The sequence below is a fragment of the Pseudomonas sp. FYR_2 genome (assembly GCF_043106425.1).
Classification (GTDB): domain Bacteria; phylum Pseudomonadota; class Gammaproteobacteria; order Pseudomonadales; family Pseudomonadaceae; genus Aquipseudomonas; species Aquipseudomonas monteilii.
Window position 1 is genome coordinate 116,837 of record NZ_JBICMM010000012.1, and the last position, 15,665, is coordinate 132,501.

12 protein-coding genes are annotated in these 15,665 nt (G+C 61.4%); 6 read left to right on the forward strand and 6 right to left on the reverse strand.

The genetic code is table 11. From position 1 onward, the window contains the following. Positions 1 to 155 precede the first annotated feature (155 nt). Positions 156 to 593, reverse strand: a complete 438-nt coding sequence (locus ACF8R4_RS02450; protein ID WP_060500656.1) for a hypothetical protein — start codon at positions 591 to 593, stop codon at positions 156 to 158. Between ACF8R4_RS02450 and trmL the strand changes: the two genes are divergently transcribed. After that, positions 592 to 1,053, forward strand: coding sequence for a tRNA (uridine(34)/cytosine(34)/5-carboxymethylaminomethyluridine(34)-2'-O)-methyltransferase TrmL (trmL, locus tag ACF8R4_RS02455; RefSeq protein WP_012274606.1), 462 nt, complete (start codon positions 592 to 594; stop codon positions 1,051 to 1,053). The two genes, ACF8R4_RS02450 and trmL, sit on opposite strands and share 2 nt — an antisense overlap. 101 nt (positions 1,054 to 1,154) lie before the next feature. On the opposite strand, the gene secB is transcribed toward trmL, so the two are convergent. Genes secB through ACF8R4_RS02470 form a run of 3 tightly spaced genes read right to left on the reverse strand, consistent with a single transcriptional unit; the run spans position 1,155 to position 2,349 of the window. Next, positions 1,155 to 1,640, reverse strand: a complete 486-nt coding sequence (gene secB / locus ACF8R4_RS02460; protein ID WP_060500658.1) for a protein-export chaperone SecB — start codon at positions 1,638 to 1,640, stop codon at positions 1,155 to 1,157. Positions 1,641 to 1,679: 39 nt separating this feature from the next. Further along, positions 1,680 to 1,934: a glutaredoxin 3 gene (grxC, locus tag ACF8R4_RS02465; RefSeq protein WP_003249204.1), complete on the reverse strand. Its 255-nt coding sequence runs from the start codon at positions 1,932 to 1,934 to the stop codon at positions 1,680 to 1,682. Position 1,935: 1 nt separating this feature from the next. Beyond that, entirely contained in the window at positions 1,936 to 2,349 is a 414-nt protein-coding gene (locus tag ACF8R4_RS02470; RefSeq protein ID WP_019098297.1) for a rhodanese-like domain-containing protein, read from the reverse strand. 206 nt (positions 2,350 to 2,555) lie between these two features. Here ACF8R4_RS02470 and gpmI point away from each other — a divergent pair, with 206 nt between their 5' ends. The 4 genes from gpmI (at position 2,556) to ACF8R4_RS02490 (ending at position 7,711) form a co-directional block, all read left to right on the forward strand. Further along, positions 2,556 to 4,091 carry a 2,3-bisphosphoglycerate-independent phosphoglycerate mutase gene (gene gpmI / locus ACF8R4_RS02475; protein WP_060500660.1) on the forward strand — a complete coding sequence of 512 codons (1,536 nt, stop codon included), beginning with the start codon at positions 2,556 to 2,558 and terminating at the stop codon, positions 4,089 to 4,091. A gap of 141 nt (positions 4,092 to 4,232) precedes the next feature. Beyond that, positions 4,233 to 5,540: a murein hydrolase activator EnvC gene (locus ACF8R4_RS02480; RefSeq protein ID WP_060500661.1), complete on the forward strand. Its 1,308-nt coding sequence runs from the start codon at positions 4,233 to 4,235 to the stop codon at positions 5,538 to 5,540. A gap of 78 nt (positions 5,541 to 5,618) precedes the next feature. After that, positions 5,619 to 6,935 carry a S41 family peptidase gene (locus ACF8R4_RS02485; RefSeq protein WP_060500663.1) on the forward strand — a complete coding sequence of 439 codons (1,317 nt, stop codon included), beginning with the start codon at positions 5,619 to 5,621 and terminating at the stop codon, positions 6,933 to 6,935. 8 nt (positions 6,936 to 6,943) lie between these two features. Then, positions 6,944 to 7,711, forward strand: coding sequence for a divergent polysaccharide deacetylase family protein (locus ACF8R4_RS02490; protein WP_060500665.1), 768 nt, complete (start codon positions 6,944 to 6,946; stop codon positions 7,709 to 7,711). Positions 7,712 to 7,716: 5 nt separating this feature from the next. Here the strand turns inward: ACF8R4_RS02490 and ACF8R4_RS02495 are convergent, their stop codons facing one another. Continuing rightward, positions 7,717 to 12,393, reverse strand: coding sequence for a hypothetical protein (locus tag ACF8R4_RS02495; protein ID WP_392491626.1), 4,677 nt, complete (start codon positions 12,391 to 12,393; stop codon positions 7,717 to 7,719). A gap of 131 nt (positions 12,394 to 12,524) precedes the next feature. Further along, a complete protein-coding gene (locus ACF8R4_RS02500) occupies positions 12,525 to 14,471 on the reverse strand; it encodes a BCCT family transporter (protein WP_225850699.1) in 1,947 nt (648 codons plus the stop codon). Between the two features lie 533 nt (positions 14,472 to 15,004). Here ACF8R4_RS02500 and betI point away from each other — a divergent pair. Next, entirely contained in the window at positions 15,005 to 15,661 is a 657-nt protein-coding gene (gene betI / locus ACF8R4_RS02505) for a transcriptional regulator BetI (protein ID WP_060498023.1), read from the forward strand. The last annotated feature ends 4 nt before the right edge of the window (positions 15,662 to 15,665 follow it).

Consider the following 15,665-nt stretch of genomic DNA (forward strand, 5'->3'; position numbering starts at 1 on the left):
TGGTACAGGCAGGCCGGGTGAACCCCTCTTTTATTCGCAACACCGCCCGTTTTGGGGACCTCGGTACAGGCAGGCCGGGACATCCCCCCTTTACACGCAACACGCAGTACCCCTTTTGGGGACCCTGGTACAGGCAGGCCGGGATATCCCCTCTTTTATTCGTGCAGTTTCACCTGCACACGCCAGCGCCCAGCGTCCTCTGCACCGGCCCACTCGCCCTGCAGGGGACGCGCCGCCACCACTGTCAGCAACAAGCCTTCCTTGCTCTTCTGCACCCGCCAGCTCACCGGCTTCCCCGCCAGGCTCAATTGCCCTTGCTGGGCCTTGCCCTGGGCCTGGAACAGCAACGCAACCGTCCCTTCCACGTTCTCGCCGTGCAGCTGCGGTTCTTCATTGAACCAAAGGTCCAGGCCGTCCTGCACCACCTCCACCTGCTGCAATACCCGCTCTTCGGGCGTTGTCAGGCGACCAATCATCAACCCGACCATAACGCCAACGATCGCCAGCGACAGCATCATCCGTGGGAAGGCCTTCGAACGCACGTCCGGTTCAGGGGTAGAATGCCCGTCATCTTCACGCTTGGAGCCGTGCATGTTTCACGTCATCCTTTTTCAACCAGAAATTCCGCCGAATACCGGCAACATCATTCGCCTGTGCGCCAACAGCGGCTGCCACCTGCACCTGATCGAACCCATCAGCTTCGAACTGGATGACAAGCGCCTGCGCCGCGCCGGGCTGGATTACCACGAGTATGCCACGCTCAAGCGCCACGAGAGCCTGGCCGGATGCCTGGAAAGCCTGGGCAACCCACGGCTGTTCGCCTTTACCACCAAGGGCTCGCACCCGTTCCATGAAGTGGCCTACCAGCCGGGCGATGCCTTCCTGTTCGGGCCAGAGAGTCGCGGGTTGCCTGCCGAAGTACTGGACAGCCTGCCAGCCGAACAACGCCTGCGCCTGCCGATGCGGCCAGGGTGCCGTAGCCTGAACCTGTCCAATACCGTGGCGGTGACAGTGTATGAGGCTTGGCGGCAGAACGGGTTTGCCGGGAGCTGATCTTTCACCTGCAAGGGCCCTTTCGCGGGCATGCCCGCGGAAGGGCCGGAACAGGCAATAAAAAAGCGCCCCGAGAGGCGCTTTCCTGATACCGGCAGCGATTACTGAACAGTCGGCACTTCGCCCGCTTCCTGCATGCGCTGCATTTCTTGCGCGTACAGGGCGTCGAAGTTGACCGGCGACAGCATCAGGGCCGGGAACGAACCGCGGGTCACCAGGCTGTCCAGGGTCTCACGGGCGTACGGGAACAGGATGTTCGGGCAGAACGCACCCAGGGTGTGGCTCATCGAAGCCGCATCCAGGTTGGCGATCAGGAAGATACCGGCCTGCTGTACTTCAGCGATGAACGCCACTTCGTCACCGTTCTTGACGGTAACCGACAGGGTCAGCACCACCTCGTGGAAGTCGCCTTCCAGGGCTTTCTGCTTGGTGTTCAGGTCCAGCGCGACGCTCGGCTCCCAGCTCTGGCGGAAGATCTGCGGGCTTTTCGGGGCTTCGAACGACAGGTCGCGCACGTAGATGCGCTGCAGGGAGAACTGAGGGCTGTTGTCTTCTGCAGCAGCGCCGTTGGTCTGTTGGTCAGTCATGGCAGATCCTTATCCTAATGTTTTTGAATGCAGTGCAAATCAGGCCGCCAGCAGCGCGTCGAGCTTGCCGGCGCGCTCCAGGGCATAGAGGTCATCGCATCCACCGACATGGGTGCTGCCGATCCAGATCTGCGGCACCGAGGTGCGACCGGCCTTCTGGCTCATCTCGGCGCGCACCTGCGGTTTGCCGTCGACCTTGATTTCCTCGAAGGCCACGCCTTTGCTCTCAAGCAGGTACTTGGCGCGCATGCAGTAGGGGCAGTAGTCGCTGGAATAGACGATGACGGGCTTCATATCACTTCACCAGGGGCAGGTTATCGGCTTTCCAGCTGGAAACGCCACCGCTCAGTTTGGCAGCGGTGTAGCCAGCCTTGAGCAGTTCGCGGCAATGGGTGCCGGACTGCTGGCCCATTGCGTCGACGACGATCAGGGTCTTCTCTTTGTGCTTGTCCAGCTCGCTCATGCGGGTGGCCAGCTTGTCCTGCGGAATGTTGATCGCACCGACGATGTGGCCGGCGGCGTATTCCTTGGCCGTACGGATGTCGACGACCAGGCCCTTGTCGGCATTGACCAGGGCGGTCAGTTGGCCGTTGCTCAGGCTCTGGCCGCCACGGCGGATTTCATTGAGCAGCAGCAGGACCAGCAGAACAACGAAGATCGCAACCAGGATGTAGTGATCTGTCGCGAATTGAATCAGGTGAGCAACCATCAGCGGTGTTCCAGGCGATTGAAAATGCCGGCCAGTATACACAGCCCCCCAGTGCCACCAAAGCCCGACAGGCCGGAGGGAAAGGTACCTTCATGTTGCTACATCGGGCGCGCTGGTCAGGCAATAGGACGAATATTCGCCGCTGGTGGCGGATTTGCCCTAAAATGCGTGTCTTTATCATCTTTGAACAACCGTGAGTTTGATTGATGACGAGTACGCCCAAACCCCTGGTCCTGATCATCCTGGATGGCTTCGGCCACAGCGAAAGCCCCGAACACAACGCCATCTTTGCCGCCAACACGCCGGTCTATGACCGCCTGCGCGCTACCCAGCCGCATGGCCTCATTTCCGGCTCGGGCATGGATGTCGGCCTGCCGGACGGGCAGATGGGCAACTCCGAAGTCGGTCACATGAACCTGGGCGCCGGTCGCGTCGTGTACCAGGACTTCACCCGGGTGACCAAGGCCATCCGTGACGGCGAATTTTTCGAAAACCCGGTGCTCACGGGTGCCGTGGACAAGGCCGCCAGCGCCGGCAAGGCCGTTCACATCCTCGGCCTGCTGTCCGATGGCGGCGTACACAGCCACCAGGACCACCTGGTGGCCATGGCCGAACTGGCCGCACAGCGCGGCGCGGAAAAAATCTACCTGCACGCCTTCCTCGATGGCCGTGACACCCCACCACGCAGCGCGCAGTCGTCCATCGAACTGCTCGACGCCACCTTCGCCAAGCTGGGCAAGGGCCGCATCGCCAGCCTGATCGGCCGCTACTTCGCCATGGATCGGGATAACCGCTGGGACCGCGTCAGCGCGGCCTACAACCTGATCGTCGACAGCGCCGCCGAATACACTGCCGACACCGCCCAAGCCGGCCTGGAAGCAGCCTACGCTCGTGACGAGAGCGACGAGTTCGTCAAGGCCACGCGCATTGGCGAAGCGGTCAAGGTCGAAGACGGCGATGCCGTGATCTTCATGAACTTCCGCGCCGACCGTGCCCGTGAACTGTCGCGTGTGTTCGTCGAGGCCGATTTCAACGAATTCCCGCGTGCACGCCTGCCAAAACTGGCGGCCTACATCGGCCTGACCCAGTACTCGGCCAAGATTCCGGCGCCGGCAGCCTTTGCACCGGCCAGCCTGAACAACGTGCTGGGCGAGTACCTGGCCAAGCACGGCAAAACCCAGTTGCGCATTGCCGAGACCGAGAAGTACGCCCACGTCACCTTCTTCTTCTCGGGTGGCCGTGAAGAACCGTTCGAAGGCGAAGAGCGCATCCTGATCCCGTCGCCAAAGGTTGCAACCTACGACCTGCAACCGGAAATGAACGCGCCAGAAGTAACCGACCGCATCGTCGAAGCGATCGAGCAGCAGCGCTTTGACGTGATCGTGGTCAACTACGCCAACGGCGACATGGTCGGCCACACGGGCGTGTTCGAGGCTGCGGTGAAGGCAGTTGAAGCGCTGGATACCTGCGTCGGCCGCATCGTCGAAGCGCTGGCCAAGGTGGACGGCGAAGCGCTGATCACCGCCGACCACGGCAACGTCGAGCAGATGGAAGACGAATGCACCGGCCAGGCGCACACCGCACACACCACCGAGCCGGTGCCGTTCATCTATGTGGGCAAGCGCAACGTGAAAGTGCGTGATGGCGGCGTGCTGGCCGACGTGGCGCCAACCATGCTGAAGCTGCTGGGGCTGGAGAAACCAGTGGAAATGACCGGTACTTCGATCCTGGTCGACGCCTGATTCGGTGTGTTGGGGCTGCAAAGCAGCCCCTTTGCACATGAATTCCAGACAAACGCCCCTCTGCACCCGCAGCGAGGCGTTTTTTTTGCCTGCCCGGGCGGGCATACTAGGCCAGTCTCCATCCTTGGTACGCCAAACTCCATGCTTCGCGCCCTGATTCTCCTAGCCCTGTCTTGCCTGCTCAGCCCGGCCTTTGCCGATGAGCGTGCGCAGACCCAGCAGCAACTGGACGCCACCCGCCAGGACATTGCCGAGCTCAAGAAGACGCTGGGCAAGCTCCAGGAAGAAAAGGCCGGTGTGCAAAAGGACCTCAAAGCCACCGAGACCGACATCGGTAACCTCGAAAAGCAGGTGGAGGCACTGCAACAAGAACTAAAAAAGACCGAGGGCGATCTGGAGCGCCTTGATACCGAGAAAAAAAAACTCCAGAGCGCCCGCGTTGAACAACAGCGACTGATCGCCATCCAGGCCCGCTCGGCCTACCAGAACAACGGCCGCGAGGAATACCTCAAGCTGCTGCTCAACCAGCAGAACCCCGAGAAGTTCGCCCGCACCCTTACGTATTACGACTACATCAGCAAGGCGCGCCTGGAACAACTGCGTACCTTCAACGAGACCCTGCGCCAGCTGGCCAACGTCGAGCAGGAAATTGCCAGCCAGCAGGAGCAGTTGCTGGCCCAGCGCGCCGACCTCGACAGCCGCCGCCAAGCCCTGGAAGCCGAGCGCGGCAAGCGCCAGCAGGTGCTGGCCAAGCTCAATGGCGACATGAAGGACCGCGACCAGAAGTTGCAGGCCCGCGAGCAGGACCAGGCCGACCTGTCCAAAGTGCTCAAGACCATCGAGGAAACCCTGGCCCGGCAGGCCCGCGAAGCTGAAGAAGCACGCAAGAAAGCCTTGCTGGCCCAGCAGGAAGCTGAAAAACGCCGCCAGCAGGAAGCCCTGGCCGCCGCCGCTGCCCGCGAACAGGCCAAGGAGCCGGTGGAGCCACCGAAAAAGGCACGCACTACCCTGGGCCCGATGGTTTCCAGCGACGGCGCCAACTACGGCGGCGCTTTTTCTGCCGCACGGGGCAAACTTCCATGGCCCGTCAATGGTCGACTGCTGGCACGCTTTGGCGATGCCCGCGGCAGCGATGCCCGTGCCAAGTGGGACGGGGTGATGATCAGCGCCAACCCAGGCACCCAGGTACGTGCCGTACACGGCGGGCGCGTGGTGTTTGCCGACTGGTTGCGCGGTGCCGGCCTTCTGGTCATTCTCGACCATGGGAACGGTTACCTGAGCCTGTACGGCCACAACCAGAGCCTGCTCAAGAGCGCCGGTGATATCGTCAAGGCCGGTGAAGCCATTTCCACCGTTGGCGACAGCGGTGGCCAGGACGCGGCAGGCTTGTACTTCGCCATCCGCCAGCAGGGCCGGCCGACCGACCCTTCGCAATGGTGCCGGGGCTAGTCAAATTTCAACGGCGTAGCCTGAGTGCTGCGCCGATGCTCCCCAGGGAGCGCTTACAGGATCAGGAGTTCGTTCGACATGCTGCACTCGCCTCGTCTCACCCAGCTGGCCCTGTCCATCGCCCTGGCGGTCGGTGCGCCCCTGGCCGTTGCTGCAGAGCCGGCCAAGGCCGCCGCAGTGCCCGCCACCGAGGTCACGGCCAAGGCGCCACTGCCACTGGAAGAGCTGCGCACCTTCGCCGAGGTCATGGACCGCATCAAGGCGGCCTATGTAGAGCCAGTGGACGACAAGACCCTGCTGGAAAACGCCATTAAAGGCATGCTCAGCAACCTTGACCCGCACTCGGCCTACCTCGGCCCCGAAGACTTCCAGGAGCTGCAGGAAAGCACCAGCGGCGAGTTCGGCGGGCTGGGCATCGAAGTAGGCCAGGAAGACGGCTTCATCAAGGTGGTCTCGCCTATCGATGACACCCCGGCCTCCCGGGCTGGCGTGCAGGCCGGCGACCTGATCGTCAAGATCAACGGCGCCCCGACCCGCGGCCAGACCATGACCGAAGCGGTCGACAAGATGCGCGGCAAGGTTGGCGAAAAAATCACCCTGACCTTGGTGCGCGACGGCGGTAACCCGTTTGACGTGACCCTGGCCCGCGCGGTCATTCAGGTCAAAAGCGTGAAGAGCCAGCTGCTGGAAAACGACTACGGCTACATCCGTATCACCCAGTTCCAGGTCAAGACCGGTGACGAAGTGGGCAAGGCCCTGGCCAAGCTGCGCAAGGACAACGGCAAGAAGCTGCGCGGGGTCGTGCTGGACCTGCGCAACAACCCGGGCGGCGTACTGCAATCGGCGGTGGAAGTGGCCGACCACTTCCTGACCAAGGGCCTGATCGTCTACACCAAAGGCCGCATCGCCAACTCCGAACTGCGTTTCTCCGCCGACCCGGCCGACGCCAGCGAAGGCGTGCCACTGGTGGTGCTGATCAACGGCGGCAGTGCCTCGGCCTCCGAGATTGTCGCCGGCGCCCTGCAGGACCAGAAACGCGCTGTGCTGATGGGTACCGACAGCTTCGGCAAAGGCTCGGTGCAGACCGTGTTGCCACTGGCCAACGACCGTGCCCTGAAGCTCACCACCGCGCTGTACTTCACCCCCAATGGCCGCTCGATCCAGGCCCAGGGCATCGTCCCCGATATCGAAGTACGCCCGGCCAAGCTCACCGCTGAAGTCGACACCGACAACTTCAAGGAAGCGGACCTGCAGGGGCACCTGGGCAACGGCAACGGCGGCGCCGACCGCCCGACCGGGAGCAGCAAGCGCAAGGAGCGCCCACAGGATGACGACTTCCAGTTGAGCCAGGCGCTGAGCCTGCTCAAAGGGCTGAACATCACCTCAGGCAAGTGATTCACCCTATGCGGTATCTGCTGTGTCTGTTGTTCTGCCTGTTGGCCGGGGTCGTGCAAGCGGCACCGGCCAACAAGGCCTACATGAGCATCATCATCGACGACCTGGGCCAGAGCACCGAGCGGGACAGCCGCACCCTCGCCCTGCCCGGCCCGGTGACCATGGCGATCATGCCCGACACCCCCCATGCCAGCGATTTCGCCCGCCAGGCCCATAAGGCCGGCAAGACGGTGATCCTGCACATGCCCATGGACCCTGCCACCGGGCCCTATGCCTGGCACCCCGAGTTGCCGCTGCCGGTCCTGGCCAGCAGGCTGGACGCAGCCTTGGCCAAGGTGCCATTCGCCGCCGGCATCAACAACCACATGGGCAGCCGCATGACCGCCCAGCGTGATGCCATGACCTGGTTGATGGGTGAGTTACAACAACGTCACCTGTTCTTCGTCGACAGCCGCACCAGCGCGGCCACCGTGGCCGCCGCCGAGGCCCAGCGTATCGGCCTTGCCCACGTTTCGCGCGATGTGTTCCTCGACGATGTACGCACTACCGAGGCCATCACCGGCCAGTTGCAGCAAGGCATCGCCCTGGCGCGCAAGCAGGGTTCGGCCGTGCTGATCGGCCACCCTTACCCGCAAACCCTGCAAGTACTGGAACGTGAACTGCCCCAGCTCAGGCGCCAGGGCATCGAGCTGATCAACCTGAAGCAGATGATCGCCGAACGTAGCAACCAGGCCATGCCCGCCCATGGCAAGCACGGCCAGTACAGCAATCGCTGAAGTGCTCAGGTGAAGTCGATAATGCCCGCCACGTCAGCCAGCCGCAGTTCGCCCCGGTAGATATCCAGCAAGTCGCGCCCACTGGCGGCCGCACGCATCTGCGCCAAACGCCCCAGCTTGCGCTGCGACCACAGTTTCAGGTGCCCCTTGGTGAAATCGCTGGCTGGTGTAGTGCTGCTGGGGTAATGGAAGTGCGCCTCCCACAGCCCCTCACCCACGGCTCTGCCTTCCCTGGGCAAACGCCGGACTTCGTAAATATCCAGATAATCGCTGGCCGCAAGTGCCTTGCGCGTCCCGACACGCTGGATGGTTATCAGTTTCTGCTCGTGCAAATAGCGCAGGCCGTTGGCGTTGGGAGAACTGGTCGAGTAGTACAAGGCCGTCAGGAAATCACGGCGGACAGTCTGTAACCGCTCGACTGCGGCGGTCAGCCCTTCGAATAGCTCATCCCCGGGTGAATGCCCGGCCAATGCCTCATTGAGCTTTTCCAGATGCCCGTCGATGATGGTTGCCAGGTTCAGGGGCTCATTGGCTTTCAGGTACCCTCGCGCCAGGCCGACAACCGCGTCAGTCTGATTTATAAACGCCCGGGCCTGTTTACGGCTGACATGCGGATCGAGCGGTGAGCGCGGGTCTTCCTGCGCTTGCTCAAGCGCGTCCTCGACCCATGCATCGTCCTGCTGCCGAAATGTCTTGAGCACGTGTTGAGTGCGAGAGTCACGCTGCTGCACAAGCGCAACGCCATCCACTTCGACTTCCTCGGCCAACACACTGCGCCCCTGCTGTGTACGCGCCAAGTGCCTTCGCCCTCCTCTGGGTGCATGAACCTGGACGCGCATGGGCCGCAACTCCTGCAACTGCTCTTCCCGAACCCATTGAGCCATTTCCTTTTCAGCCGCGCCTTTCAACTCACCCAACACCTTCTGGTAGGCCTTCAGCTGCTCCGCCTTGATCGCGGCACCGCCTACACTGGCGAGGTAGTCCGCCATGGTCGATGCTTCTTCATAAACTTCCAGCACCCCTTTCAAGACCTCGATGCGGTCCGCCACGCCCAACGTGCTGCCGGCAAGGTCACCGTGCGCACTACCGGCACTTCTCAGGTTGCTCCCCGACAGGTATTCGAAATAATCCTGCAACACACGTTCCTCGACATCGGCAAGCCGATCGAGGGTGAGCTCGCCCAGATCCTGGAGCAGGCGGAACTTAAGGTCCACCGCCGTCAGCCGCCGCTGTTCGATCTGGCTTTTAAGCTCCCTGTCCTTGCTTATACGCGCCTCGGTTTCACGATCGCGGAAAGAGAAGGTATCGTCGTTGAGCGTTTCTTCGAGCAGACGGTCAAACAGGCTGGAAGCATCGACCATGTCCATTTCCCATTTCACAACGGTCACAAGTTCCTGACGAAACGCTACATACAGCGCAATTTCCGCCTCCCCCTCAGGGTGAACCGTAATCTGCTCCGCGAGCGTATCGATGTCAGCATTGTTAATGAACTTGGCCAGCTCATTGTAAAAGGTCGCGACACTGTCAATCAGGTCCTGCCGACTACTATTACGCAGGTCAGCCAATGCACCGGTAAAGGTAGGATCGTCATGCCTGAAGGCATAAAGCTCGCCGAGAACGGCGTCATGCTGGACCAGGTTATCGATGACAGCCTTCAGTTCGTACGCAAGCTTGATGTTGATCTGCTTGCGCAAGCGGCGGGTCAGTTCAAGCTCTTGCAGGTTGAGCTCGTCGGGCTGCTCGATCGCCTCCAGCACCTGGATCCGCTTGTCCTTGGCTATCAGCAAATCACGGTGCCGGTTGAGTGGTTCAGCCAACGCGTTATGCCGCTGGGAAAGCTCTATTTCTTTGGCTTTTAGCGCCTCGATCTTGCGCTGGTTTTGCTCCTTGAGCAGTGTGCGCCGGCTCTTGGGCATACCCCCTCGCAAACGCAAACCCGCATCGATATGCCACTGCCCGTACTTGGGTTCAAGCCAAGGCCCCATCTCCCCCGTCGTGGTCACGACACGCACACGGTCATTGTCGGGCTGCACTTCATAAACATCACCGGCAAGGGTCACGTACAAGCGCTGTGCTATCTGATAGAGACCTTGCCATGGGCCGCTCTGGATCACTTCAAGGCCATTGACCGAGACGGGTGAACGCAACTTCAGCAATGCGCTGCGCCGCTCAGGCGCAAGCAGGTTGAAACCCTGCATGTCACGCCAACGGGTTTCCAGCAACGTGGATACCTGTTCACCCAAGCCACTGGGCAAACCTACCTTGCCTTGGGCCGGTGAGTCGCCGGCTACGGCCTCGAATGCACCGGCCAATGGCAGCTCCGGGTACTCAACCCGGCCACCCGGCGGCGTCGTGCCCTCAACAGCGGAAGGCAAGCGCGCATGCAGAAGGGCCATGGCTGCATTCAATACCAGGTCCACCACCGCTGCCGATCGTTCAAACTCACTGCCGTGCTGCCAGATCGCTACGTCACGCGTGATACCTGACATGGCTTGAGCCAGCCAAGCTACGGTGGCAACAGGGCCACGCAGCAGCAACGTCGCCACATCAAACAGCAGCCAGGCACCCTTGACCAACAGTGCCCAGCGGCTTTCTGCATTGGATACGGCATTACGGTCCGCCAGCTCGATCAACAGCTGCCGATTGGCGTTGTACAGGTAGGTGTCGACATCCGCCTTCCAGAACTGTGCACTGAAACTGGCGGGTTGAGCGGGCTCAGGCAAAATCGAGGTATCGATGATCGGCCGGCCCAGGTGCGGCTCCAGGAAACCGCCATTGTCGTAGACCGGCCTGGCCGACGCCGGCAGCCACGTCAGAATGCTGTCCTGCAACGCGCCTGCTTGGCGGATGGCTTTCATCATGTGCGAAAGGCTGGCGAACTCTGTCAGCGCCGCATTGCCATACAGAGGGCGGTACAACAGCACCGTCGAAGGTTCCGTGCATTTCAGCACATACATACCCGTTACCTGGTCGGGCTCACGCGCATCCGGCGCTCGCTTGAACGCCAAGGGCATCAGCACACTCGCTGGCAATTCCGTATCCAGCAGGCCACGGCAATAATCACCCACAGCCTGCAAGCCTGCCTCACTCAATGTGCCACCCATTCTGGCCGACAGGGCGCAGAACAACAGTGAGCATCGCCACTCACGCGCGAACCGGGCCATGCGCACTTGACGTGTATAGGGCTCGTCCAGCTTGTCGGCGACGTACGTGGGGTAATGAGCACCGATATCGACCCTGGCGACCAGTGCTTTCAAGTAATCCAGTGTGAGCCAATCCATGATCAGCTGGCCTTGCGAATGGCTGACCCCCGTCAACGTTGCGCCATCGAGCGAAGCCAGGTTGCCGATGGCAAACTCCGTCAGGCTCATGCTGCGATGCTCCACAGCGCCGCCACCGGGCCCGGCACCGGCGCCCCCTGGTATTCCCCTGGCGAGGGTGAGCGTGAGTTGCAAGTCGTCGGCAAAGTAGTTGGCATCCACCGGATGGTCAGCCAACATTTCTGCTCTCAGCCGTTGGCTGGCATAGCTGTACAGGTCCAGCACATCGTCCAGTGCACCTGTGCCATCCGACTGTGCCTGGGCCAGCGCAAGGTCAAACAGGGCAGCCTGGCAGGCGAAACTGTTCGGTGCACTGGCGGCCAGCAGCCCCGGCGGCACATCAGGCTTGCTGTCATTACCCGCACGGTAACCCTCGATGAACCACTGAGCGGGGTCCGTTACGCGAGCGTAGGCTTGCTCCAGGGCTTCCACGCTCTCAACGTGCATGTACCGCAGGCGCCGCGCCGAGGTAAGCATGCGCTCCAGCAGCAGTGTGCATTGCTGCGCAAAGCTGTCGCCCTCCAGCTCATGGCGGTCCCACGTCATCGAATCGAAACGGTAACGCTCCGCCAAGCGTTCACGCAGTGCCAAGGCAAATGCGTCGAATGTGTCATAAGCCAACACCACACTCGATGGCGCACACCACACAACGGCCTGCGCTTCATCACACTCACCCTGTAGCAGAAGGTCTGGCAGCAGTAGCGAGACTGTCTGCCCATCCAGCAGCAGGTGAACTTCAACAACAAAAACCGAAGGTTGCTGCTTACCGCCCTGAAGCAGACCGAGCACACAGGCCCTTTGCAGGTCATCCAGGCCTTGCAACGGCAAGTTCTGCAAGAGCGCAGCACGCATGGCCAGCGCCAACCAACGTTCACGAGGCGCGCCCATGCTGCCCGTTTGCGACCAGTAGTCCACCTGGGCCTGGCTGAAATACTCCGGCAGCGTCAGCACAAGGTCTTCCAGGTCGCTCAGGGCGTTGGTGATTGCCACCATGTTGTAGGTGAGCGAATTTCCCTGCTGATCCTTCAGGTAGTAGGGCGCTTGTACGGCAATATGGAAAGTGCCTCCGGCTGCCCCGAGGGACATAAGCGGGCGCCCTGACTGCAGGCTTTCCATGACGCAATCGACCAAGGGCCGAGACGTCCAGCTGTCGTAAGGGCGGGACGACTCGGCTTTATCCACAGGCACCAGCAGCGTGATGTACTCAGCCGATGGCAAGGTGGCAGTAGCAAGAATTGGAACATGGCGGGTCAGGACCATGAGCAACTGCTCGCTGGCCACTTCACGCATCGTAGGGCGTTTGGCGAACTCGGCACTGACAGCGGCATGAAGATCCGGGATGGGCGTTTGCTCGAAAGCCATGCGGTGGCTCCTTGTGAATGACGATCAGCAAGGATGAAGAGCAGCCGCCACGCCATGCGGTATCTATTTAATCGGCACAAAAAAGGCCCTGCCGTTGCCGGCAGGGCCCTCTCATATGGCGATAACGCTGATCAGCTGTACACACGCCCCAACAGCTGGCGATGGCTTTCGAACTGGTCAAGCACATCACGCACGATCTGCTCCGGCGCAAAGCCCATCAGGTCGTACTCCTGGCTGCCATCGTGCAGGTACACCTCGGCACGGTAGAAGCGCTGGCGCACCTCCGGCTCGCCTTCCACCGGCGCCTCGCTCGGCGCGGCCATGTAGCCGTCAAGGCTCACTTCGTAAACGAACGGGTTACCCTCGTCCATCATCACCCGCAGGCCCATCATGTTGCGCGACTGGCCAACGCGGGTTTCCACCTCAAAGCCCAGAGTCTGCAACTGCGCGGCCGCTTCTTTCAGCGCCGGGCTGACCTGCTTGTCCATGAAGCGTTGCACCACAGCCTGGGTCGGTTGCAGCTCCAGTTGGGTCAGGCGCTCGCTGAAACCGCGACGGCCACGGGCGGCCAGCTCGGCGCGCTCGCTTTCTACTGCAACGTCCTGCTTCATGGCCTTGTACAGGCCAAACATGAACAGCACCAGCACCACCGAGAACGGCAGGCCCGCCAGTACCACCATGGTCTGCATGGCTTCGAAGTTACCGGCAAACAGCAGGCCGATGGTGACCAGGGTGATAACCACCGACCAGAACACCACCATCCAGTGCGGGGCGTCTTCGTCGACCTTGCCGCCTTTGCACGACAGGTTGGCCATCATCACCGCGCCGGAGTCGGCCGGGGTGAGGAACAGCACAAAGCCCACGAACACCGCTACACCGATCACGATCTTGGCTGCCGGGAAGTATTCCAGCAGCTGGTAGATCGACATCGACGGTTGCTCCAGCGCGGTCTTGCCCAGCTCCACGGCGCCCTGGTTGATCACCAGATCCAGGGCGGTGTTGCCAAAGATCGACAACCAGGCCAGGGTAAAGCCCAGCGGGATCAGCAGCACGCCCATCACCAGCTGGCGCACGGTGCGGCCCTTGGAGATACGGGCAATGAACATGCCGACGAACGGGCCCCAGGAAATCCACCAGGCCCAGTAGAACACGGTCCACAGGCCCAGCCAACGCTCGGACTTGCCCGCCTCGCCTTCATACACGTACAGGTCGAAGGTTTTCAGCACGATGCCGTTCAGGTAATCGCCGATGTTCTGCACGAAGCCGTTGAGCAGGTGCAGGGTTTCGCCGCCCAGCAGCACGAAGATCAGCAGGCCGCTGAACAGCATGATGTTCAGGTTGGACAGGCGGCGAATGCCGTTCTCCACACCCGAAACCGCCGCCACGGTGGCCACACCCGCCATGACCAGGATCACCACCAGCAGGTTGGTCTTGCTGTGGTCCATGCCAAACAGGTATTCCAGGCCAGAGGACACCTGCATCGAGCCAATGCCCAGGTTGGTCACCAGGCCCAGCAGGGTGACGAACATGCCGAAGATGTCCACGGCGTTGCCGGCAGCGCCCTTGACCCAACGCTCACCCACCAACGGGTACAGCGCCGAGCGCAGTGCCAGCGGCTGGTTGTGGCGGTAGGCGAAGTAACCCACGGCCAGGCCGACCAGGGCATAGATTGCCCAGCCGTGCAGGCCCCAGTGCAGGAAGGTTAGTTGCAGGCCCTGGCGCGCAGCTTCGAGGCTGGCCGGGGTACCTTCCGGCGGGTTGAAGTAGTGGTCCAGCGGCTCGGAAGCGCCGAAGTACAGCAGCGAAATACCGATACCGGACGAGAAGAGCATGCCGGCCCAGGCGCCGTAGCTGAAGTCCGGCTGGTCGTCCTTGCCGCCCAGCTTGAGGCTGCCGTAGTCGGAGAAGGCCAGGTAAACGACAAACACCAGGTAACCGCAGATCACCAGCATGTAGTACCAGCCAAAGGTGCGCGTCAGCCATTTCTGGGCCACGCCCAGCACCTGGCCGGCGGTTTCGGGTACAGCGATCAGCAAGGCAGTCAGAACAAGGATCATCAGCGCGGAGGTGAAGAACACCACGCGGTTGACCCGTACCCTCTCGGCGGGGGGCTTGGTAAGTGAGGCAGAACTCATTGCACGAATGCTCCGGGCAGTACGGCTGTGGAGGCTAATCAGTCATTCCCGAGCAATTGGTGGAATATCCCCACTGCGTCAGGTGTTATAAAAGCACCCTGGAAACCGTGATCCCGAATCGATACGTTGCAAAAAAACAGACAGATGGCCTGCTGAAAAAGCCACACCTCGGCAGAGGTGCGCGCATTCGTCACAGATCACTTCGCCCGCTCCAAGGGCCTGTCGCAGGGCCAGTGACCGTACGGCAGAATCTGCATTTCGCATCGCTCATGCCCGTCAACGCCTTGTATTCCGGTGGTTACGCGATTTCCTAGGGTGTCAACTCGTGCCTTCTCGACCGCCTGAAAAACTGTCAATGGCACAAATTGTCGCAGAGCTTATTCTTTATTGATTGAACGTTCAATCAAAACAAAATAGACTGGCCTTCGCCGAGTCAGCCGCCCGTCGTCTGCTCGCAGGCCTGAGGAGATAGCAAGATGCCCAAGGTCGGTATGCAACCCATCCGCCGCCAGCAGTTGATCGAAGCCACGTTGCAGGCGGTCGATCAGGTCGGTCTGGGGGACGCCAGCATTGCGCTGATTGCCCGTTTGGCCGGTGTGTCGAACGGCATCATCAGTCACTACTTTCAGGACAAGAACGGCCTGATTGCAGCGACGATGGGTTACATCATGAACATGCTCAACGAAGGTGTTCGAGCACGTCGCCAGGCCCTGACGGACGACAGCCCGCGCGCTCACCTGAAAGTGATCATCGAGGGCAACTTCGATGCCAGCCAGGTAAACGGCCCGGCAATGAAAACCTGGTTGGCCTTCTGGGCTTCCAGCATGCACCAGCCCGATTTGCACAGGTTGCAGCGGATCAACGACCACCGCTTGTATTCCAACCTGTGCTGCCAGTTCCGCCGCGCCTTGCCGCTCTACCATGCGCGCAAGGCAGCCCGCGGCCTGGCGGCCTTGATCGATGGACTGTGGCTGCGTGGCGCCCTGTCGGGTGATGCATTCGACACCGACCAGGCGATACGGATTGCTTACGAATACATGGATCTACAACTGGCTAAACAGCACACCCTGGGTACAAACGACCAGGCCGCTGAACAACCGCGCACGGCCCTTGCCAACCCGGCTGGAGCGTGACGCG

Excerpts from the sequence above, each read along its gene's own strand:
- grxC (WP_003249204.1), bottom strand. The coding sequence starts at position 1,934 with ATGAAGCCCGTCATCGTCTATTCCAGCGACTACTGCCCCTACTGCATG.
- trmL (WP_012274606.1), top strand. The coding sequence starts at position 592 with ATGTTTCACGTCATCCTTTTTCAACCAGAAATTCCGCCGAATACCGGC.
- ACF8R4_RS02450 (WP_060500656.1), bottom strand. The coding sequence starts at position 593 with ATGCACGGCTCCAAGCGTGAAGATGACGGGCATTCTACCCCTGAACCG.
- ACF8R4_RS02485 (WP_060500663.1), top strand. The coding sequence starts at position 5,619 with ATGCTGCACTCGCCTCGTCTCACCCAGCTGGCCCTGTCCATCGCCCTG.
- gpmI (WP_060500660.1), top strand. The coding sequence starts at position 2,556 with ATGACGAGTACGCCCAAACCCCTGGTCCTGATCATCCTGGATGGCTTC.
- secB (WP_060500658.1), bottom strand. The coding sequence starts at position 1,640 with ATGACTGACCAACAGACCAACGGCGCTGCTGCAGAAGACAACAGCCCT.
- ACF8R4_RS02470 (WP_019098297.1), bottom strand. The coding sequence starts at position 2,349 with ATGGTTGCTCACCTGATTCAATTCGCGACAGATCACTACATCCTGGTT.
- ACF8R4_RS02495 (WP_392491626.1), bottom strand. The coding sequence starts at position 12,393 with ATGGCTTTCGAGCAAACGCCCATCCCGGATCTTCATGCCGCTGTCAGT.
- ACF8R4_RS02480 (WP_060500661.1), top strand. The coding sequence starts at position 4,233 with ATGCTTCGCGCCCTGATTCTCCTAGCCCTGTCTTGCCTGCTCAGCCCG.
- ACF8R4_RS02490 (WP_060500665.1), top strand. The coding sequence starts at position 6,944 with ATGCGGTATCTGCTGTGTCTGTTGTTCTGCCTGTTGGCCGGGGTCGTG.
- betI (WP_060498023.1), top strand. The coding sequence starts at position 15,005 with ATGCCCAAGGTCGGTATGCAACCCATCCGCCGCCAGCAGTTGATCGAA.